Below are 20,451 nucleotides of genomic sequence, written 5' to 3'. Positions count from 1 at the left end.
CGGTGACCGGCACGAACTGGTGGGAGTATCGGCCGTGCCGACTGACGGGGGTGTTCAGCTCGCCATCACCGCCGCCCGCGATAGGTCGGCGGCGACTACGGCACAGTGCCGGAATTCGAGCCACTCGAATGGATCGACCTGCGACCACGCCCCCCGGCAATCATGAAGCCGCCGAGCAACCTGGTCGGCGACGACCCCACTTGCCCGAGCGTCTTCTTCTGCTGTGGCGCCCCGGCTCTGCAAAGGGCCGAGCACGAACTCGTGTGCCGTCCCCGCGATACATCCACCTTCGTGCGCAATGAGCCCGGACGAGTGCATGGGCAGTCCCGCCATCACCGCGGGAAGCTCACCCGTCGCGTTCACCACCAGTTGCGCGGCACGCACCTGTGAGGACCCATCCCGCTCTCTGGTCACCACCGCATCGACGTGGCCACGACCCCGTATCTGTAGGAGCCGGCCCTGCCCACGAACGTCGATTGCGACACCCTCCAGCCGCGCCGGTAGACCGTCGACCACAGCCCGCTGCCCGGGAAGACAACCTCCGAGTACGACAATCTCCTGGGCACCTCCTCGGCGGGCGGAGCGGGCCACCGCCCGGACGGCGGCGCAGGCTCGCTGCCCCAAGCCCACCACGATCGCCCGAGACCAATCCGGGACTCCCGCCGGATCATCGGTGATGTCATCGGCCCATACACTGCCCCCGAGCCCTGCCCCCGGGACCGGCAGAGGTCTGTCCCGGAACGAGGTGAACGCGTACACCACGGCGTCGTAGCGGGCAATCAGATCGCCCCGGCTGACGGACTCCAGTTCCGGAACCACGATGGTACGGACCTGCGAGCACACGCGCTCGACGCCGTACCGGTCGTCGGCGACCAGGCTCGAGACCAAGATGTCCACCGACAGCCCGCCCCCGCACCGGTCGGCGAGGCTTTCGGCAAACTCTCGGCCACCATGCCCACCGATCACCGCGACACGACGCCGGTCCGAGCTCGCGAGCGAGAGCCGCGGCCCACCATTGTTGCTCATCCGAATCACCGAGGAGTGTTGCATGCCACACACTCTGTGCCATCGCACCATGCGCCCGCGATCGGGTTCGGCTATCCCGGACAGCGAGGTACGGATCCGGGCCGCAACGCCGGCGATGACAACAGTGCGTGCCGACCAACGAACCGCCCTCATAACGTGACGAGAAGTCACGCCGTCAACCACGCCCGGGGGCATCTGGTGGAAGCACACGACATACCGGATCGACTGGTGTCACCGAACTGGTCACCCGCGCAGATGGCCTGCGCAGCATTCGCGGCTGCATCCACGACCACAGGACTGCTCGTGACGGTCACGACGGGTCGCCCGATCAGCCTCGGTCTGGTCCTTCTCGGCCTGCTCACCTTCGCGGTGGTGTACTCGAGTCGAGTGATGGGGCCCTACCTGGTGCTCAGCGGCGCCGTGGAGCTCCAGCTCAGTCTTGTGAGCAGTTCGGTGACGTCTCCGTGCTGGTCGCACGACGTCCTTCTCTCGCCGGGAACCGCCTTCGGGGTCGTGGGGACCGCAGCAGTGGTGCTCGGTTGCGTCTACTGCAGGATCGCCACGTCTCGATTTCGCCGGTTCTTTTCCTCCGGTGAGGCCGCCGATACATAGAATGGGGTAGTCGCATCCTGAGGAGACCCCATGGGCAACCGTTGGTCAGCCCGGACGCGGCGCATCGACGAACCGGCCGCGACGCGCTGAGGGCCAACCATGCCGGACGACACCGAGAGCACTCAACGCCAGGTCGACGCCGACATCGTTGCGGAGTTAGCGGCCGAGGGTTTCGAGGACGCGTGCATCGCCGGCCGTGGCGGCTTCGGCATCGTGTACCGGTGCCGGCAACCATCCCTCGACCGATTGGTTGCCGTCAAAGTCTTGAGTCCGGATCCGGACCACATGGATCGCGCCCGCTTCCTGCGCGAGCAGCAGGCAATGGGGAGGTTGTCCGGGCACCCGAACATCGTCCACGTCCTGCAAGCCGGAATCACCTACACCGGACGCCCCTACATCGTGATGCCGTTCCATCGCCGAGACTCCCTCGAATCGTGGATTGCCGCGCACGGGTCGCTGACTGCGGCCGAGGTACTCGCTGTCGGCGTCAAGCTCGCCGGTGCTCTCGAAACCGCGCACCGCGGGGGAGTGCTGCATCGCGACATCAAACCGGCCAATATTCTGCTGACCGAGTACGGCGAACCGCAGCTGACCGACTTCGGCATCGCCCGCATCACCGGAGGCGAGGAGACCACCCGGAACGGACTGATGGCCGGGTCGCCGGCCTACACCGCTCCGGAACTGCTCAGCGGCTCCAACGCCTCGGCCGTTTCCGACGTCTACGGACTTGGTGCAACACTGTTCACCGCCCTCGCCGGCCGCCCCGCCTACGCCCGTCGCCGGGGTGAACAGGTCTTCGCCCAACTCCTGCGCATCGGCACCGAGCCGTTGCCCGATCTCCGGGACAAGGGCATCCCCGACGCCGTCTGCGCCGTGATCGAGACGGCGATGGCCCGCGACCCCGCAGATCGCCCTGCCACCGCCGCCGAGCTGGGCGCCGTACTCCGCGGGGCGGGGGAACAGATCGGACTCGAGCTGGCCGGCCTGCCGCTTCCCCTGGCCGGTGACGACGACCGCCCCTTCCGGCCCTCGAACGAGATCGGGGGCGGGGGCGGGAAGTCGGAATACCTTCGGTACCGACCCGCCGGCGGCGCCCGACTCGAACCGCTGCCGCCGAGTGCATCCACCAAGTACCGCCCACCTGTCACACCGGGAGCGGCGGTGGCGCGCACCCACCTGCTCGAGCGCCTGCACCGCAGCGGCCGCCCCCGTCTCGTGCTCATTCATGCACCCGCGGGGTTCGGCAAGAGCACACTCGCCGCCCAGCGCATCGAGGCACTCCGAGGACAGGGTGTGGCAACTGCGTGGCTGACGATCGACAACGACGACAACACGCTCATCTGGTTCCTCACCCACCTGATCGAGGCCATCGCGGTCGCGCAACCATCCCTTGGCCGGGAACTGGTGCGGGAGATCGAGATCCACGGCGCCAACTGCGAACGGTATGTCCTCACCTCGTTGATCGACAGGCTCCATTCCGCCGACCACCACGTCGCCCTCGTCATCGACGACTGGCACCGTGTGACAAACGAGGACACGCGATCGGCGCTGGCATTCCTGCTCGAGCACGGCTGCCACCACCTGCACCTGATCGTCACCAGCCGCACCCGGCTCGGTCTGCCACTCAGTAGAATGGGTGTGCACAACGAACTCATCGAAATAGACTCCACAGCACTGCGTTTCGATGTTCACGAGTCGACCCAATTGCTCGTCGACCGCTCCGGACTCGACTTGGGCGAACCCGACATCGTCGAACTCGAACAGTCGACAGACGGGTGGGCGGCCGCACTGCAGCTGGTCTCGCTGGCACTGCGCGATCACCCGCACCCCCGCGAGTTGATCGAGCACCTGACCGGAGGGAACCGCGCCATCGGCGAGTACCTGGCCGACAACGTGCTCGGTAGCCTCGATCGAGGAACCCTCGATTTTCTACTCGCAACCTCGATCACCGAGAAGACCTGCAGCAGCTTGGCACGCGTACTCACCACCGACCAGGAAGGCCAAGCAAAACTCGAGGACATCGAGTCACGGGACCTGTTCCTGCGACGCCTCGACGACGACGGTGAGTGGTTCCGTTATCACCACCTGTTCGCCGAATTCCTCCAACACCGCCTCGAGCGTGACGATCCAAACCGGGTGGCCGAGCTGCATCGGAAAGCAGGCGGGTGGTTCGCCGACCGACACCTTCTCAGCCAGGCTGTCGACCACTACCTCCTCGCAGGAGACGAGGACGACGCCGTCACGCTCGTCGAAGACGCCGCAATGGACCTGCTCGAGCAGTCGCAAATGGGAACGCTCCTCGGCCTCGCCGCGAAACTGCCGACCAAACCAACCACCGACCGGCCCCGCCTCCAGATCGCGCTCGCTTGGGCGCACGCATTGCTCCACCACCCACGCGACGCCGAACAATTACTCTCCATCGCGGAAACAGCTCTTGTCACCGCGGGGGACGATCAGGCGACGGTGGATATGTGCGTCGAGGCCGCCTTCATCCGGGCCACCGTCACCGTTTTCGACGACGAGATCGACGGCCTCGACGAGGCCGTCGAGGGATGCATGGCACGGGCGAGCACCCTGCGACCCTGGGTACTGTGCGGAGCCGCCGACGTCGCCTCCTTCCGCGCGATCTATCGTTTCGACTTCGACGACGCTCGCCGATGGCAGAAATGGGCGCTTCCTTTCCATCAGCGCTCGAGCGGCCCGTTCAGCGTCATCTACGGATACTGCATGGCCGGGATCGCGGCACGGGAACAACTCGATCTGCAGGCCGCGGAGGCCAGCTTCCGGCACGCCATGGCACTGGCCACCGACGCCGAAGAGGGTCTCGGTTACGGCACCCGGCTCACCGCCGCGCTGCTCGGCGACCTGCTGTACGAACAAGGGCACCTCGCGGAAGCGGACCGTCTCCTCGATCGCAGTCACACTCTGGGGGCGGAGGGTGGCACCGTCGACTTCATGCTCGCCACCTATGGGACGGGTGCACGCCTGAAGCGCCTGCTCGAGCAGAGGGACGCGGCGAAGTCGCGTCTCGACGAGGGCGACCGGCTGGCGCAACGATTGCGGTTGCCTCGACTGGAGGCGCGGATCGCCAACGAACGAGTCCGGGCCGGGCTCGGAGGGGCGGCATCCAGTGCGCAGGCGATCGACCGCGGGATCCGACCTCGCATCGATCGGGACAACGGAATCGTCGTCCTCACCTCGGAATTGGAGGAGGACTCGATGATCCGCGAGGCCCTGATTACCCAGTCCGACGTGCAGGACCTGGACGAGATATGTGCCAGGGTGCTTGCCCTCGTCGAGTCGATCGATCCGCAGGCCCGCCCCCGCGCATTCCTCAATGCCGCCTTGCTGAAGGTAGAAGTGTTGGCTGCCGCAGGACGAGAGGAGGCCGCGTTGACGGAGCTGTGGCCGCTCGCCGAACAGTGCGCGCGACTCGGGCTGGTCCGACCGGTACTCGACGCCGGACCTGCGGTGAGCCGGTTGGCTCGAGGGCTCCGGACGCATGGCGTTGGCGCTCCGGTGTCCTCCGCCTTGGACGAGTATCTTGCCGAACTGGAGAAGCAACCGACCTGATCGCGTCAGTGCGAATGAGACACGCGATTGTTCAACGCCTGGAGGGCGTATGCCGTGATCTCGAGGAGCGAAGTCTTGACCGAGGCACGGTTGCGCGCGTCGACGCAGATGATCGGCACGTCGTCCGCGACTGCCAGCGCGGCCCGGATGTCATCCAACGGGTATGACGGAGCGTCATCGAACTCATTGACAGCAACCGGAAAGGGAAGTCCGCGGGATTCGAAATAGTCGACAGCGGCGAAACTGTCGTCGAGTCGGCGGGTGTCGATCAGAACTATCGCGCCGATCGCTCCGCGCACGAGGTCGTCCCACATGAACCAGAACCGGTGCTGGCCCGGTGTTCCGAAGAGGTAGAGGATCAAATCGTCTGCCAGCGTGAGGCGTCCGAAATCCATTGCGACGGTGGTGGTCACCTTCTGCGGGGTTGCCCTGACGCTGTCCACGTCGGTGCTGGCGTCGGTGACCATCGCTTCGGTCCGCAACGGAACGATTTCGGACACCGACCCGACCAAGGTGGTCTTCCCGACACCGAACCCGCCCGCGATGACGATCTTGGCCGACGTGACCCGGTCGGCCGAGAAGTCGGGGCGGGCCGAACGTAACCCTGACGGAATCATGACCGAACTGCCGAACGAGGCATGGCCTCGATTTCGGATCCGACCCGTTCGACCAAAATTGCCATCTCGTAACCAACCTGCCCGATGTCACACTCGGCTGAAGTCAGGGCGGCAAGCTGCGAGCCGTCCCCGACACTCATCAACAGCAGATAACCGTGCTGCATCTCGACGACCGACTGCAAGACACCACCGCCCTCGAACAGCGTCGAAACGCCGGCCGAGAGGCTGGCAAGGCCCGATGTCACCGCGGCGAGCTGTTCGGCCCGATCGAGTGGCAAATGCGCGCTCGCGGCCATCAGCAGGCCATCGGCCGAGACCAGCACGGCATGCGTCACGCGGGGGACGTCGCTGGCGAAATTCGATACCAACCAGTCCAGCGTGCCACGACTCGTCACGACGATTCCTCCTGTTGCCATTGGTCGAACGATCCAAGGACTGGACGTGTGCCGGTCCTACCTGCTCGAACACCGCTCTGATGTCGGGTGAGGCGTGCGCGGACCGCCTCGGGCGTGCGGACGCGAATCGGTGCCTGGTCGTCGGCGTTGACACCGCCGGGGACCAGGCGTTGCCCGGGCACGCGTTGCGGAAGACCACTGTCTGTGACCGGCGCCTGGGGGCCCTGCGCGGCGCGCCGCGCGGCCGACCAGCCGGTATCTGCTCGGGTGACCCACCGCTGCGGAACCTTGGTGGCGGTCTTGGTGGGGTCGGTCAGCCACAGGGGAGCGAGACTGGCGAAGATCGGAGTCTGTGTCGTCGGATCTTCCGATGCGGCATGCTCGAGCAGTCGTGGCTGGAAGAACGATGCCGTCCGCACCGTGTCCAAGCGATGTCGAGGGGCAGGCTCGTCTCTCCCCGGCGGGCTCGCCGGCGGTGTTGGTTCGGCGTGAGGTTGTGGGGAGGTGACGATTCCGGTCGCACCGGGTCGACGGCGGGGTAGAGCGCCGGGTGCGGGCGCCTCCGATCGTCGCGCATTACTGTCTGCGGGAGGTGTCGGTCTCGGGCTTGAAGGGCGATCCTGGACGGTGGCGGCTCCCACTTCGGCAAGAACTGCGGCGTTATCGTGGGACGTGTGATCGCCATACAGACCAGCAGCCTTGGGCGTGGTGGGGATGGCCTGGACTCGAGGCTCGACAGCAGAAGTCAGTACGTCTCCGGGAACGTGGACCGAGGCGGTGATTCCCGCATTGCGCGGCCGGTCCAGCGTCGGCCGGAGGGTGACGCTGATGTCGTGACGCTTGGCCAATTCGCTGACGACGAACAGGCCCATGTGGCGAGCTGTGTCAGGAGTGACCTCTGGTGTCGAAGCGATTCGATCGTTGAGTTCCCGAAGGTCGTTCGGTGACATGCCGATTCCGCGGTCCACGATCTCGATGACGACACCGCCGTCGATGGTGCGCGCGCAGGTGGTCGTCACCGCACTGTCTGGCGGTGAGAAGTGCAACGAGTTGTCCAATAGCTCGGCCAGGACATGCACGAGGTCCCTGCCCGCAGCGCCGGTCAGGGCCACAGGTGGCGCCGCACCGACGTGAACGCGCTGGTAGTGCTCCACCTCGGAAATGGACGCACGCACCGCATCGCCCAGTTGGATCGGAGTCGGGCGACCGCGGCGGTTGCTGTTGCCTGCCAGGATCAGCAGGTTGTCGCCATTTCGGCGCATCCGTGTGGCGAGGTGGTCGAGCCGGAAGAGATTGTCGAGGCGCTTGGGGTCGCGTTCTTCGAACTCGAGTTGTTCGATCATCTCCAGTTGCAGGTCGATCAGGGACCTGCTGCGGCGAGCGAGCGTTTCGAAGACATTGTTCATCTGCAGCCTCAGGTGCGCCTGTTCGCCGGCGAGCAGGAGGGCTTGGTTGTGGATGTCATCGATGGCGCGGGCGACCTGACCAATCTCTTCGTGGGTGTGGACGTCGATGGGGTCGACTTCCAGCGTTGCAATGTCCGTCCCGGACTTGAGTCGTTCGACCGCGTCCGGAAGGTCTGCGTGAGCCACTTGGAGAGCACCGTGCCGCAGTCGTCGTAGCGGCATGAGCAACGATCGAGCCACGACCACGGCGAGCAGAATCGCGGCGAGCAGCAGCAAGGTCACAACAGTCAGGTCCCGCCACGCGCTGGTCCGCAACGTATCCGATTTGGCCGCAACCGCATCACTGAGACCAGCGGACGCCGTGGCGACTGCGCTGGAGTAATCGTCGATACTGTCGAACAGCGAGTACTTGAGACCGGCCAGGGCCTGATCGGCACTCTCGCGTCGAGTGGCATTCTGCAACAATGCGGTTCGATCGTTGATGCCTCTCCGTAGTGCTGCAACGGTCGGGTCATCGGGCGAATACCTTTGCGCGACCTGGTCGAGAAGTGCGGATTCGGTCCTCAAGTGTGCGAGCAGGTTGGCGCCCTCGGCCTCCAGAGTTCCAGCGGATTCACCGGCAAGAACTGCCGAGGATGCGACGACAGACAGGCCCTCAGCGGAGATCAGCTTCTGGGCCGACCACAGGTCCTCGATACGCCCGGTCTCGACGACGACCTCGGGGTCGGCGATCGGCTCAGTGATGGCGGACACCACCCTCGACAAGGCAGCGCGGATTGAGGCGAGCTGTTCGGTGAGAGCCGCCGTCGATGTCGATCCCTGCTTGGCCTGCGCGCTCAAAGCACGTGCATCGGAGAGGGCGGTCCCGACGTCCGCGACCGTACCCTCGTCGAGCCCGGCCTCCGGACCTACCTGTTCCACCACTTCGATCGACCTGTCGAGACTGTCGATCATCGCCGGGGTAATCGTGCGCTGTGCCAGCGTTCCCATAACGACGGACGCGTCCCCGTCCAACTCGACCAGAAGCGGGAGCATCTTGACCCGATCGGCGACCGTTGTGAAGTTTGCTGCCGTACGCAGGCTCTGGTCAACGCGAAGACCACCGAGCGCAGCGGCAACAGTGAGTGGAACGATCAACACAACCGCCATCTTCCAACGCAGCGGCCATCCTGCGATCCCCCGTGACCGCCGCCGCTCGTGACGTCGCCGGAAGCCGCCAACCACGGCGGTTGTGCGACTCATCGTGTGCCTCTCGGGTTATGCGCTATCGGGTGCGAGAATGGGGCGCGGGGAAGTGTCGAGGCGCCGGACTGGAGTGTCCGAACAAGTCCTCGGCAGTTGGCCGGAGACTATGCGCGACCGAGTCGAGGGCGGGAACGTTGCCAGGATGTCGGGATACAACCGGCAGTGGATACGAATGTGTCCGGAAATCCGGGACGGCAAGCGAGTCGAATGGATACGACATCGGTCCCGCCATTCACGTCCCATGCGCGGTTGAGACCCAGGTCAACCGTGTGGCGGTTGCATCGACGTAACAACGACCCGCGCAATGTGAGTAGCCGAGGGGAGTGGTTCGTGGGGGCGCCGGGGTGTAAGTAGTGCTGCCGGTTCGCCCCAGGCCAGGCGTGCACGTCCTGGATCGACAGCAAATGGTCGGTGGGACGGTCGTGGGTGTACACGGACGGTTCCGTTTGCTCAGCCTGACGTGGTGCCGGGGCGGAGACGAGGAGTTGCTTTCCGCTTGTGTTGTTGTCTTCGGCGGCGTCGAGCATGGCTGCGGCGACGGTGGCGCGGGAGATCTTGGGCAGGCCTGACACCTTCGTGACTGCCGCCATGGGTCGGACGGTGGCGTGTGGGTTGAGCGGACCGTCGTCGAGGATGACCGGAAGTACGCGGGTGACTTCGAGTTCGGTTTTCGGTAGTGCGGTTTCGGAGATTTGTTTGTCTCGGTATGCGGAGGCGACCACGGTTTTGTAGGCGAGCCGAGCCAGGGGTGAGGCGGTTCGCGCGGAGTTGCCGACACCGTATGCTGACAGCAGTATCAGCCTGTCGACGTGGGCGTCGCACATGGCGGTGGTGATGAGCGGCAGGTTGTCCTGCATCACGGTGACGCCGAACGTGCCGGCGAGTCCGCTTTCGGGGCCGAGCGCACACAGAACGGCGTCGGTGCCGGACAGCGCCGAGACGAGGGCGTCGTGGTCGTCGAGGTGGCCGCCGACAATGGTGAGTCCGGGTCGTGGGGTCAGGGCGGCGGGGCGGCGGGGCGGCGGCAGTAGGCCATGACGTGGTGGCCGCGGTCGATTGCGTGGTTGATGATCTGGCGTCCGGTGCCACCGGTGGCACCGATCAGTGCGAGTTTCATCGGGAAGGGTTCTTTCGGTTGCGTTGCTGGGCTTCGCGCAGCAGGAACGGGTCGTGGGCGTTGACGAGTAGCAGGTCTGGTTCGGCGGCGGCCCTCAGTTCGGTGAGCCGCTGATGGTTGGCTTGGACCTTGGCCCAGTCGTGGGCGATGAGGCGTTCCATTGCGAGGAGCCCTTTGGGTGCCTTGGTGGTGCCGTCGATCTGGCTGTGGTGGTAGAAGGAGTCGCCGACGTGCAGGATCCACGTCTCGCCCGCGTCGACCGCGACGGCGACGTGGCCGCGGCTGTGGCCGGGCAGATCGATCATGACGATGTCGGGGGCGATGTCGGTGAGTTCCTGGGCGGTCTCCTCAGGTGCGGCGCTCAGGACTGGTGGGTGATGGCGTGGTGGCTGAAGGTGGGCCGGGTGCCCGGGTTGGTCCACATCGGCGTCAGCTCGCTGGACGGGAAGAACTGCAGGAACCGTGAGTCGGTCTGGCTGCGGTCGGCGATCGTCTTCTCGAGAACGACCGAATTGTATTGGTCGGCAGTGGTTTCGATCGTGTTCGCATTGAGCACGACTTCCTGTTGCCAGGAGGACGACCATCGGGCCAGGCCGGGCAGCGTGGAGTATTCCGGGGTGAGGCATTCGGCGGCAATGACATTTTCACTGCTCACCCAGATTCCGGTCGAGGTGTTGAGCACCAGGCTCTGGTTGCCGAACACGTGCCCGGGTGTCTGGATCACGGCGATACCGGGCCCGAGAAGGACGGAACCGTCGATCGGTGCAAACACCTCGACGGGGATGTCGCGATACGTCTGGGGTTGATACCACGGGGTTTGCAGCGGATGAAGGTCCGACATCCCGATCAGCTCGTCCCGCTGGACGATCACCTTCGCGTTCGGGAACATCGCGGTCGGCTGCTCACCCAAGTCCGGTTGGTAGGCCGTCGTCCCGACCCAGCGGCGCAGGTCCTGCGTGTGCAGGTGGTCGAAGACGAGGTAGTCCACATCGGCCGGCGCGATACCCAGGCCCGCCAGGTGGCCCAGCACGCTGCCGTGCTCGATGACCATTCGCTTGATGATGGGCGCCGGTGTGCGGCGAGCGAGCTCGGCGAAATACGGGGTGTTACGCCCGAGTCCGACATCGCTGGGTTCGAAGAGCAGCACCCGCTGCCTGCCGTCGACGTCGGTCACCGGATCACCAGCATCCGGTTGGTGATGGAGAGGAACGGCGCGATGGCCCGCGATGCCCGGAACAGTCCGAATCGCGTTGGGTACGGCAGGGTGACGAGGTCGCACGTGTCGATCCGCTGTGGCATCCCGGTCGCGGCGAACTCCCGGCGGAAGTCTGCACCGGCCGACCGTGCGGCGCGCAGCCGGTCACCCGGTCCTCCCGTGCACTCGCGTTCGAGCACGTCGATGCCGTTTCCGACACTGCTCAGGTCGGACAGATCCTCGGCCGTCCACCGCAACACCATGACGGGTCCCTTCTCGCGGACTAAAACCACACTGTGGATTTAGCCATTAATCCACGGCGTGGATTACCGTGTCGAGACGTGCGAGGATGGACGTCATGACAGACGCGGTACAGACGAGCACGCGCCGTGGCCGCCCGCCCGCCGGACAGTCCCTGCTGTCCCGCGACGCGATCCTGGAGGCGGCGATGTCCGTCATCGACGACGACGGCGTCGAGACGCTGAGCATGCGCACCGTCGCACGTCGACTTGGGGTCGACCCCAAGAGCCTGTACAACCACGTCGCGAACAAGGACGCTCTGCTCGACGGAATCGCCGGGCTCATCCTGTCCCGGATGGTGGTTCCGGAACCTCTCGGCAGCCTCTGGGAGGACATCACCGCGATCGCGTGGGCGTTCCGGGACGCCGCTCTGGCCGGGCAGCCGCGCGCCGCCCGGCTCGTGCTGACCCGTCCCGTCGAATCACTGATGACCCTCGCGCCCCTCGAGGCGGCGCTCGCCACGTTCATCCGGGCAGGCGCCTCATCCGAGTTTGCCGTTCACGGGCTACGCACGTTGCTGGCGTTCATCACAGGCGCGTTGCTGCGCGAGGTGGAAACCGCGTTGACCTTCGCCCAGAGCGATCCGGCCGAGGCGACGGCGCGGCAGCAGGCACTCGAAAGCGTCGAACTGCCCTGTGTGAACGCGGCCGCAACGTACCTCGCCACGTGCGACCACGAGCAGGAGTTCGAATTCGGGCTCAGACTCCTCGCCGATGCTTTCGAGCATCGAGTGTGCACGGAACGGAGACGCTGACCAAGTTGTTCCCCAGTCGGAGAATTGGTGTGGGGAGTCAGCGCAGCGCCGGTGATCGTCATGCCGACGTGGGCCGCTGATCATTCTAATATCAGTGCCGATTGGAGCTGCAGAGAAGGACACCGTACCCCGGAAAATTGGGGACAAGTGGCGCGGAAAATCCTGGAAGCCGCAGGCCGACAACAACCAGCAGCAGAAGCTATAGTTCGATCGGCGGTGCCACTCCAAGTGGAAGTGGCCTTCGGTTGCGCAGGAGATGTGCGATGGCGTAGTGGGTGCGGGGGGATCGCGATCGTATCGGAATCAACCCCACATCTGGGTGAGTTTCGCGGGAGGGAATCTGGGGCCAGCCTCCGCGGACGCTGGCCCAGGCGGTCCGGCGGCGCCGCCGAGTTCTCGGAGGAATCGAATCACGCTGTGGGGGGCTTACTTCCGCCAAGCTTCGCGGTGACAGTGTCAGCTGCGGTAAGCAAACGATCTCGATACCGTTCGACCTCCGCGCCGGACAATTGACTGGGAAGCTGATAGAGACTCAGTAGGAGTTCCGGCTGAGCGTCTGCACCGAATATCGGTGCACTGATGATTCGGACATCGTATGTGGCATTGGGGTCGATCTCGGCCGGTTCATATCCTTCGAGGCTGAGCGCGCGGGCGGCTGCGGTGACGTCCCCTGCCAGATCGCCCGTAGCGCCGGTCAGCGGAAGCCGGGCAACAGCCCCTTCGAATTGAACCTGAGCCTCGCTGCGAAGCACGAGCGACCAGCCACGGTTACGGACGCGGGAGGTTGCTTGCATGAGTAGGTCCCGATCGAGGGACTGTCCGCCGCGTCCGATCCACTTGTCGAATTCGCGTCCTTCGGCCCACGCAACCAGTGGTAGTGCGAGCGGCGGTACGAAGGGCATCCGTTGACCGAGGCGGATATGTGGGGACGTCGGGAGAGTGCTTGCCATGCTGCTCCCTACGAGGACCAATTGGTCCCTGATCGCAACGGAGGCACAGCATTCGACACCCAGCTCGCGGGCGACGGCTTCCATCTCGGGACGTGCCTGATCGACGATGCTGAGGGGGCGTAGTAGGTCAGCTTCTCCGGGGGCGGTGAGAGACGTCGACGAGAAACAGCCGTAGCCGCCCTGGAAGAAGATGAGCGGTGAGGTGGCATCATCGACCTCGAGTGATGCGACACGACCTATGACCAGGAAGTGGTCACCGGCCTCGTGGATGGTATCGATTACGCAGTCGATCCACGCGATGGAGTCGTGGATACGCGGATTGCCGTGCTGTGTCGGTGTCCAGTCGATCGACGCGAACTTGTCAGAACCCTTCAGTGCGAGACTTCGGCAGATGTCCTGCTGGCCGGCGCCGAGCACGTTCACGCAGAAACGGCCGCTTTCGCGGATCTTTGGGAAGGTACTGGAGCTCTTGTCCGGAAGGAAGGCGACCAGCGCTGGATCGAGCGAGACCGACGCGAAGGAGCCGACGGCCATGCCGACCGGTAGTCCTGCCGAATCGGTCGAGGTAATCGCCACGACGCCGGTCGGGAAGTGGCCGAGAACGGTGCGAAAATGCCCCGGGTCGATCACTGTGCTTGTCTCGGTGAGTGTCATCGGGTCATCCTTCTCGGCGTCAGGGCGCAGGTGCCTGTTCGTTCTCGGTGAACGCTGGTACGGCTCGGGCCGTTTATGCGTTGCCTCCACCGAGTTCCGAGCGCCGCCCGACCGCCACGATCCGCCTGAGGTGGAACTGCATATGTCTACATCGCGGTCGCGCATGTGACGTGCGTCGCTCTCAAGAGATGGTCGCACCGATCACGAGACGCGTCAACTCTAATGTTGAATTGAATCTACAAGTGCGTTGACAATGGAGGCGTCGTTCTCAACGTGGGCGGATGCCTTGTGAAGTGCTGAGAATGTCCGCATTGGGGGATGTGGTGAGCCGGGGTTGAACGTCCAAGGCGTCTATATAGGTGTCAATTGTCGATGGACCGCTCGGTAGTTCGGCGGAGTCCGGATAATCCGTTCGCCGACCTTGCGGCAGCGATCCGGACCAGGCAAGACCCTGGCGCTGCCGCGGCCCGATGTCGCGCTCGATCCCGGACGTGATCGAGCGCGACTCGACCAGGGCTACTGCGACCGCGGCATCGCTCGCCTCAACGTGAGCCCACCGTTGGTCAGCGAACGGCAGCGAAGCCGCCGTCCACAGGTAGGAGCTGGCCTGTGATGAAGTGCGAAGCATCGCTTGCTAGGAAAACCAACACCGGCGCAAGGTCTCGCTCTGCATCGCCGAATGTTCCTCCGAGGGGGATATCTTTGCGTAGCTGTTCTTGGTATTCCGCCAGCTCATCCGCTCCGAGCGAGCTGGTGTATTTGTCGAACATTGGTGTATTTACATAGGGGAGAACGGCATTGACTCGAATTCCCGACGGCCCCCATTCTCGTGCAACGGTCCGGGTCCACGTGTGTACGGCGCCTTTCGATGAGCCGTACGTCGAGTTGGAGAGCTCGCCGGTGAAACCGGACATGGATCCGAAATTGATGATGGCGCCGGTACCCGCATCCTTCATGATCCGGAATGCTGATTGATTCGTGTGGATTGTGCCGAGCACGTTGACGCGGTAGATACTGTCGAACAGCTCGTCGGTGATGTCCTCGGCCATCGCGGATCGCTGGAGACCTGCGATGTTGACGAGGACGTCGACACCTCCTAGATCTTGTGCCGCGTTTCGGAAGAGTGAGTCTGTTGCGGTTCCGTCCGTAATGTCTAGTTTATTGAAGGTGGCGGATCCAGGGCCCGTTTCTGTGGCTTCACTCGCAATTGTCAATCCGTCCTCTTCGTTCAGGTCGAAAGAGTAGACCTTTGCGCCTTCTGATACGTAGGCCTTGACTATTGCAGCACCGATGCCTTGGGCGCCGCCGGTGACCAGAATTCGTTTGCCTTCGAGTAACATCCGTTGCTTCCTTCGACTTTGTGGTGTGAGCGCGAACATCGCTGATCTGTATGTGCGGTGTGGTCAGGGAACGGTGAGGACGAGCTTGCCGATCACCTCTCGGGTGTGGATGGCCTTCAACGCTTCGGCGACAGCCTGCATGGGGAACGTGTTCGACACCAGTGGCTGCAGTTTGCCTGCGGCGAAAAGGCGCGCGAGTTCTCTCGAGTTGCGCGCCTTCTCTTCGGTATTCGACTGAACGAAGGTGTTCCAGTAGACACCGACTACGGAGTAGCCCTTCAAGAGTAGAAGGTTGACCGCGACACTTGGGATCGATCCACTTGCAAATCCCACAACCAGAAGTCGCCCCCCTTGCGCCATCTCACGAGAAGCTGCGTGAAAGGCGTCCCCGCCGACGGCGTCGACGCAGACATCGACGCCTTTCCCGCGTGTCGCGTTACGGATTGCGCCTCGTAGATCCTGCTTGCGGTAGTCGATCAGTTCGTCCGCGCCGTGCGCTTTCGCCATCGCGAGCTTTTCCGGGCTGCCGGCTGCCGCAATGACATGAGCTCCAAGTGCCTTTCCGATCTCGATTGACGCCAGGCCGATCCCGCCTGCGGCACCGAGTACGAGCAGAGTTTCGCCTGCACGTAGCTGGCCTCGCTGAACGAGAGCATGGAAACTTGTCCCATAGCAGGAGTAGAACGCCGTTGCAGTCGTGTAGTCCATTCCTTCGGGGATCAACTCGGCGGTGTGCTGGTCGGTAACGGCCTCTTCAGCGAATCCGCCGTAGCCCGCGCCGAGCAGGGCCATCACTTTCTGTCCGATCTCGTATTCGGTTACGCCAGAGCCGACCTCTGATACGACTCCGGCGACTTCGAATCCCGGAGTGAAGGGTAGCTCCGGCTGTACCTGGTACTTGCCCTCGACGATCAAGGTGTCGGGAAAGTTGACGCTTGCCGCGCGGACATCTATGCGAATGTCCTTGTCACCGAGGCAGGGCCGGGGCACGTCTTCGATCTCGAGGCTTTCTGGAGAGCCGTGTGATGTGCACAGTACCGCTCGCACTATCGGCTCGATTCTGTCCAGCCGAGAAGGCTGTAGAGGGGGTCGTTGGTGCGGGCTCCCCGTTTGAATCCGTCGAGCGCCATGGGTGGATTGGACGCTCCCCACTGTTCGCACTTGTGCCAGTCCAGCACTACTGTTCTCTCAGCGATCCGCCAGAGGTCTTGTTTGCGGGTGAACACGTCCAGGTAGCGTGCGCCCATCAGGTCTACGGTCTGTGGCCCGTCCCCTTTTCGGATCAGTGTCACCATGACCTGGCTCTCGGCGTGTGCAGTCTCGTCGTCGAGTAGGTCGATGAGTGTGTTGGTGACCGAGTGGGTGGTCGCCGAGTTCGCCTCCGCAAGTCGACCGGCCACGAAGGTGGCGAACTCCTGCCCGTTTCCTTTCCAATAGCCGTGATCGTCGTAGGAGTCCGAGTGGTACACCGATTTGAGGATCTCGACGTCACACCGATCGACTCCGCGGCAGTACCGATGGATGACCTCTGTGATGGCCTGCTTGTCCAGCAGGTTGTTCAGGTCCTCGTTCATGTCCAGCCTGTCTGCAATCGTTGGGCGAGTTCGATCGACGAACGCGTCACAGCTCAAGTTCTTCACGGTGCTGATTTCGCTGCGTTCCTCGAATGGTCAGCAAGGCAACGGCACTGATGGCTGCGCAACCGAGGGTGTAGTAGGCGGCCGAGAGGGGGTCGCCAGTCGCAGAGGCCAACCATGTGATGATGTACGGTGCAGTACCGCCGAAGATCGCCACGGACAGTGCGTAGGTCACCGAGACCCCGGTTGCCCGATTGCGAGTGCGGAAGCGCTCGGACAAGAAGGCCGGCATGGGTCCTCCGACGACGCCGATCAGAATTCCCGCGATGATGAGCGCCACCAGGCCTCCACCGAATCCCAGCTTCAGCATGTAGTACAGCGGGTAGGACAGCACAACCACGGCAATGGAGCCGAACAGCAGGACAGGTCGTCGACCGATTCGGTCGGACACGGCGCCGAACAGAGGCATCGTCAGCCCCGCAATCAGTCCAGTCACCAGCGCCAGGAAGTACGAGCGCTCGAACGACATGTCGTAGCTGGTGGACAGAAAGGTGGGCATGCCGACCATGAACGTGTTTCCGACTGCGTTGTAGACCACCACTACGCCCAGGGTGGTCAGCAGGTATGTCAGCGGACGGCGTCCTGCAATTTCGGGTGAGGGGAGTTCCCCGGTCTCGGCCTCGACTTTGACCTGCTTGAAGTGCGGTGTCTCGTCGACCTTCAATCTCAGGTACAACACAACGATGCCCATGGGGGCGGCCAGCAGAAATCCGATTCGCCACCCCCAGGAAGCCATTGCGTCCTCCGAGAGGAGGACTGCGAGCAATGTGGCAACTCCGCCACCGAGGACGAAGCCCAGTGTCGTTCCCACGAAAGACCAGGATCCGTACACGCCGCGCTTGTTCGCAGGCGCGGATTCGACCATCAGTGATACTGCACCACCCATTTCGCCACCCGCCGAGATACCTTGAGCGATTTGGCACAGCGTCAGAAGCAACGGTGCGAGCACCCCGATTGCTTCGTGCGTTGGCAGGAGGCCGATGCAGGTCGTCGCAACGGACATCAGGGCAATGATGAGCGCCAAAACTGGCTTGCGTCCGATGCGGTCGGTCATCCGCCCGAAGATGAGTGCACCGATGGGGCGAAGGAAGAACGCCAGAGCGAAGAGCAGGAATGTCGAGAGAATGGAGGCCGTCGGATTCTCGGAGGGAAAGAACAACGGTGCGATGATCGGAGCCATATAAGCGTAGATGGCAAACTCGTACCATTCGACGAGATTTCCGAGAGAGCCTGCTACCAGCGCTTTTCTTGACTTGTTGACATCCAGCACCAGTTCGGTACCTGGGGTTGAACTCGTGGTGTTCGACATGGATTCGTCCGTTTCAGGATGTGCTCCACCCATCGGGCGAGGTGGATGCAGCAGGGAAGACTGGTTGCTGTGACTCGAGCCACATCAACGTCAACGTGAATGTTGCCTTCGTCGGTTCGGAATGTCAACGCATACGTGGATGGGGCGGCAAAAATCAACTTCGACGTTGACAAATTCAGGTGCCCCCTGCCACGATAAGGGAGCGACTCGTCAACGCGCGCGTTGAAGAGTGAGAGTGATCTGGGCGAGGAGCGCTTGCCTCCGGTAGCCACATCGACACGAGAGGTACTCGAATGAAGACAGTGCAAGGTGAGTTCACGGGCCCGGATGATGCAACCGAGGTGGGCTTCAATCCCGACAGGCTGACCGAAGCCGAGGTCCGAACGGCGATTGGGCGCGCAAACATTCCCTCGCTGCTGATGGTCGTATTCCAAACCACTGGGGACGAGAAGTGGCTCGAGGCACCGTATCGACCCACGCGAGGAAAGGGGCTCGGCGATCACGACTCCGGTGGTCTCGACGAGGCGGTGCAAAACGAGATTCGCGAAGCTGCTGTCTCCGCCATACTCGACCTGCAGAACGGCGCCCAACCGGCCATCGAGGCACCGTCCCCCGAGCTCACCGTACGCATGATGAGCGTGTGCATGGGTGAACCCGTCGGTGCGGAGTACGGACCGATGCTCTCGCTCGAGCTGGCTCGTCGGGCGGCGCCGGAGTCGGCGCATCTTGCCCTCGATCCGATCGAGGCCCCCGAGGGCTTCTCGGTCATCGTCATCGGCACGGGCGTCGCCGGCATCGCCGCCGCTCAGCAGCTCGAAGAGATGGGGCTGAACTACGTCATCCTGGAGAAGCAGCCCGAGGCCGGCGGGAACTGGTGGCAGAACACTTATCCAGGTGCCGGTGTCGATACGCCCAGCCATCTGTACTCTTTCTCGTTCGCCAAGAATGACTGGACTACGCATTTCGAGCTCCGCAACGAGCTGCAGGGCTACTTTGCCCGGGTCCTGAAGGACCTCGGCGCGGGAGAACGTGTTCGGTACGGAACCGAGGTGCGTTCGGCGACCTATGACGAATCTGCAGCTCAGTGGACGGTCGAGGTGCGAAACCCGGACGGTTCTTACTCGACCTTGCGGTCCGACGTGGTGATCAGCGCCGTGGGCGTGTTGAATCGACCGAAGATGCCCACCCTTCCCGGCATGGACCAGTTCGAGGGAATCAGCTTCCATTCGGCTGACTGGCCGGAGAACCTCGAACTCGACGGCAAGCGCGTCGCGATCGTCGGTACGGGTGCGAGCTCGATGCAGATTGCCCCGGCGATTGCCGATCAGGTAGAGCAGTTGACGATCTTCCAGCGTTCGCCCCAGTGGGTGGCTCCGTTCGAGAAGTTCCGGATGCCTATCCCCATGGAGCTGCGGCGGCTCATGCAGACGTGCCCGATCTATCACAGCTGGTACTGGATTCGACTGTTCTGGCAGTTCGGTGACAAGGTCATCGAATCGTTGCGAGTCGATCCGGAATGGGATCACCCCGAGCGTTCGGTGAACGCCCGCAACGACGCGCACCGGGAGTACTTCACCCGGTACATCACCGCGCAGGTCGGTGACCGGGAAGACCTGCTCGACAAGGTCATGCCGGACTACCCTCCGTTCGGAAAGCGTATTCTGCTCGATAACGGGTGGTACTCGACGTTGCGCAAGGACAACGTCGACTTGATCGACAGATCTGTCGCGGGTGTGCGGGCAGAGGGATTGGTCGACGATCAGGGCACGGAAACCGACGTCGATGTGATCGTGTGGGCTACCGGGTTCGAGGCCGCACGGTTCATCAGTTCGATGGATGTGCGCGGAGTCGGCGGACTCTCGCTCCGCGAGGCCTGGAACGACGACGACCCCAAGGCATATCTGGGGGTGTCCGTACCCGAATTTCCAAACTTCTTCATGCTGGGCGGGCCGAACTCGTTCCCCGGCAGCGGTAGCTTCATGTTCTTCATGGAGGTCCAGATGCGGTACATCCGAGGCCTTCTCACCGAGATGTTCCGCAACGGAATCAAAGCCCTCGACGCGACACCGGAGGCGAACCGTGAGTACAACGAGCTCGTCGACTCGACGCATGCTCGTACGGTCTGGACCCACCGCGGAATGTCGACCTACTACCGAAACTCACATGGGAGGGTGGTGTTCGTCATGCCGTTCTTGAATGTCGAATACTGGCAGATGACCCAGCGCCCCGACCTCGAGAACTACACCGCACGCTGATCCACCGACGAATAATGCCCCGGCGCCGCACACGGCGCCGGGGCATTATTCGTCGGTGGAAGGACC

The 20,451-nt window shown here is 63.6% G+C and carries 18 protein-coding genes; 4 read left to right on the top strand and 14 right to left on the bottom strand.

Features of this window, described 5'->3' with window-relative positions:
- Positions 1-54: 54 nt before the first annotated feature.
- On the bottom strand, positions 55-1,026 hold the full coding sequence (locus CA951_RS37650) for a hypothetical protein (protein WP_143543160.1): 972 nt from the start codon (positions 1,024-1,026) through the stop codon (positions 55-57).
- Between the two features lie 156 nt (positions 1,027-1,182).
- Here CA951_RS37650 and CA951_RS37645 point away from each other — a divergent pair, with 156 nt between their 5' ends.
- Entirely contained in the window at positions 1,183-1,638 is a 456-nt protein-coding gene (locus tag CA951_RS37645) for a hypothetical protein (RefSeq protein ID WP_143543159.1), read from the top strand.
- Between the two features lie 99 nt (positions 1,639-1,737).
- Positions 1,738-5,211 carry a serine/threonine-protein kinase gene (locus tag CA951_RS37640; RefSeq protein WP_087561706.1) on the top strand — a complete coding sequence of 1,158 codons (3,474 nt, stop codon included), beginning with the start codon at positions 1,738-1,740 and terminating at the stop codon, positions 5,209-5,211.
- 5 nt (positions 5,212-5,216) lie between these two features.
- On the opposite strand, the gene CA951_RS37635 is transcribed toward CA951_RS37640, so the two are convergent.
- The 8 genes from CA951_RS37635 to CA951_RS43865 all read right to left on the bottom strand — a co-directional run bounded on the left by CA951_RS37635 (position 5,217) and on the right by CA951_RS43865 (position 11,449).
- Entirely contained in the window at positions 5,217-5,828 is a 612-nt protein-coding gene (locus CA951_RS37635) for an ATP/GTP-binding protein (RefSeq protein WP_087561705.1), read from the bottom strand.
- On the bottom strand, positions 5,825-6,244 hold the full coding sequence (locus tag CA951_RS37630; protein ID WP_087561704.1) for a roadblock/LC7 domain-containing protein: 420 nt from the start codon (positions 6,242-6,244) through the stop codon (positions 5,825-5,827). The genes CA951_RS37635 and CA951_RS37630 overlap by 4 nt, the downstream gene beginning before the upstream one ends.
- A complete protein-coding gene (locus CA951_RS37625; protein ID WP_256974244.1) occupies positions 6,220-8,778 on the bottom strand; it encodes an ATP-binding protein in 2,559 nt (852 codons plus the stop codon). The genes CA951_RS37630 and CA951_RS37625 overlap by 25 nt, the downstream gene beginning before the upstream one ends.
- 200 nt (positions 8,779-8,978) lie before the next feature.
- Positions 8,979-9,851, bottom strand: a complete 873-nt coding sequence (locus tag CA951_RS45265) for an NAD(P)H-binding protein (protein ID WP_373415058.1) — start codon at positions 9,849-9,851, stop codon at positions 8,979-8,981.
- A gap of 20 nt (positions 9,852-9,871) precedes the next feature.
- Complete coding sequence (locus tag CA951_RS43670; RefSeq protein WP_179220456.1) at positions 9,872-9,991, bottom strand: NAD(P)H-binding protein; 120 nt, start codon at positions 9,989-9,991, stop codon at positions 9,872-9,874.
- Positions 9,988-10,296, bottom strand: a complete 309-nt coding sequence (locus CA951_RS37615) for a hypothetical protein (protein ID WP_179220455.1) — start codon at positions 10,294-10,296, stop codon at positions 9,988-9,990. Before CA951_RS37615 ends, CA951_RS43670 begins: the two co-directional genes overlap by 4 nt.
- A gap of 56 nt (positions 10,297-10,352) precedes the next feature.
- Positions 10,353-11,165 carry a hypothetical protein gene (locus CA951_RS37610; RefSeq protein ID WP_218780556.1) on the bottom strand — a complete coding sequence of 271 codons (813 nt, stop codon included), beginning with the start codon at positions 11,163-11,165 and terminating at the stop codon, positions 10,353-10,355.
- A complete protein-coding gene (locus CA951_RS43865; RefSeq protein WP_218780555.1) occupies positions 11,162-11,449 on the bottom strand; it encodes a hypothetical protein in 288 nt (95 codons plus the stop codon). The genes CA951_RS37610 and CA951_RS43865 overlap by 4 nt, the downstream gene beginning before the upstream one ends.
- Positions 11,450-11,544: 95 nt before the next feature.
- On the opposite strand from CA951_RS43865, the gene CA951_RS37605 reads away from it, so the two are divergent.
- On the top strand, positions 11,545-12,240 hold the full coding sequence (locus CA951_RS37605; RefSeq protein ID WP_179220454.1) for a TetR/AcrR family transcriptional regulator C-terminal domain-containing protein: 696 nt from the start codon (positions 11,545-11,547) through the stop codon (positions 12,238-12,240).
- Positions 12,241-12,650: 410 nt separating this feature from the next.
- Here CA951_RS37605 and CA951_RS37600 read toward each other — a convergent pair whose 3' ends face one another.
- From CA951_RS37600 to CA951_RS37580, 5 genes are all read right to left on the bottom strand, one after another.
- Positions 12,651-13,844: a flavin reductase gene (locus tag CA951_RS37600; protein WP_179220453.1), complete on the bottom strand. Its 1,194-nt coding sequence runs from the start codon at positions 13,842-13,844 to the stop codon at positions 12,651-12,653.
- A gap of 563 nt (positions 13,845-14,407) precedes the next feature.
- Complete coding sequence (locus CA951_RS37595; protein ID WP_256974242.1) at positions 14,408-15,223, bottom strand: SDR family NAD(P)-dependent oxidoreductase; 816 nt, start codon at positions 15,221-15,223, stop codon at positions 14,408-14,410.
- 24 nt (positions 15,224-15,247) lie between these two features.
- Positions 15,248-16,231, bottom strand: a complete 984-nt coding sequence (locus tag CA951_RS37590; protein ID WP_087561699.1) for an NADPH:quinone oxidoreductase family protein — start codon at positions 16,229-16,231, stop codon at positions 15,248-15,250.
- Complete coding sequence (locus tag CA951_RS37585) at positions 16,231-16,758, bottom strand: nuclear transport factor 2 family protein (RefSeq protein WP_087561698.1); 528 nt, start codon at positions 16,756-16,758, stop codon at positions 16,231-16,233. The genes CA951_RS37590 and CA951_RS37585 overlap by 1 nt, the downstream gene beginning before the upstream one ends.
- A 46-nt stretch (positions 16,759-16,804) precedes the next feature.
- Positions 16,805-18,130, bottom strand: a complete 1,326-nt coding sequence (locus CA951_RS37580; protein WP_087561697.1) for an MFS transporter — start codon at positions 18,128-18,130, stop codon at positions 16,805-16,807.
- 293 nt (positions 18,131-18,423) lie between these two features.
- On the opposite strand from CA951_RS37580, the gene CA951_RS37575 reads away from it, so the two are divergent.
- A complete protein-coding gene (locus CA951_RS37575; RefSeq protein ID WP_256974241.1) occupies positions 18,424-20,385 on the top strand; it encodes an NAD(P)/FAD-dependent oxidoreductase in 1,962 nt (653 codons plus the stop codon).
- Positions 20,386-20,451 lie beyond the last annotated feature (66 nt).

This window comes from Rhodococcus sp. NCIMB 12038, from assembly GCF_002165735.1.
In the GTDB taxonomy this organism is placed as follows: Bacteria; Actinomycetota; Actinomycetes; order Mycobacteriales; family Mycobacteriaceae; genus Rhodococcus_F.
This window is presented reverse-complemented; position numbering and strand designations above follow the sequence as displayed.

Excerpts from the sequence above, each read along its gene's own strand:
- CA951_RS37625 (WP_256974244.1), bottom strand. The coding sequence starts at position 8,778 with ATGGCGGTTGTGTTGATCGTTCCACTCACTGTTGCCGCTGCGCTCGGT.
- CA951_RS37640 (WP_087561706.1), top strand. The coding sequence starts at position 1,738 with ATGCCGGACGACACCGAGAGCACTCAACGCCAGGTCGACGCCGACATC.
- CA951_RS37650 (WP_143543160.1), bottom strand. The coding sequence starts at position 1,026 with ATGAGCAACAATGGTGGGCCGCGGCTCTCGCTCGCGAGCTCGGACCGG.
- CA951_RS37580 (WP_087561697.1), bottom strand. The coding sequence starts at position 18,130 with ATGTCGAACACCACGAGTTCAACCCCAGGTACCGAACTGGTGCTGGAT.
- CA951_RS43670 (WP_179220456.1), bottom strand. The coding sequence starts at position 9,991 with ATGAAACTCGCACTGATCGGTGCCACCGGTGGCACCGGACGCCAGATC.
- CA951_RS37600 (WP_179220453.1), bottom strand. The coding sequence starts at position 13,844 with ATGACACTCACCGAGACAAGCACAGTGATCGACCCGGGGCATTTTCGC.
- CA951_RS37615 (WP_179220455.1), bottom strand. The coding sequence starts at position 10,296 with ATGATCGATCTGCCCGGCCACAGCCGCGGCCACGTCGCCGTCGCGGTC.
- CA951_RS43865 (WP_218780555.1), bottom strand. The coding sequence starts at position 11,449 with ATGGTGTTGCGGTGGACGGCCGAGGATCTGTCCGACCTGAGCAGTGTC.
- CA951_RS37595 (WP_256974242.1), bottom strand. The coding sequence starts at position 15,223 with ATGTTCGCGCTCACACCACAAAGTCGAAGGAAGCAACGGATGTTACTC.
- CA951_RS37635 (WP_087561705.1), bottom strand. The coding sequence starts at position 5,828 with ATGATTCCGTCAGGGTTACGTTCGGCCCGCCCCGACTTCTCGGCCGAC.
- CA951_RS37575 (WP_256974241.1), top strand. The coding sequence starts at position 18,424 with ATGAAGACAGTGCAAGGTGAGTTCACGGGCCCGGATGATGCAACCGAG.
- CA951_RS37585 (WP_087561698.1), bottom strand. The coding sequence starts at position 16,758 with ATGAACGAGGACCTGAACAACCTGCTGGACAAGCAGGCCATCACAGAG.
- CA951_RS37605 (WP_179220454.1), top strand. The coding sequence starts at position 11,545 with ATGACAGACGCGGTACAGACGAGCACGCGCCGTGGCCGCCCGCCCGCC.
- CA951_RS37630 (WP_087561704.1), bottom strand. The coding sequence starts at position 6,244 with ATGGCAACAGGAGGAATCGTCGTGACGAGTCGTGGCACGCTGGACTGG.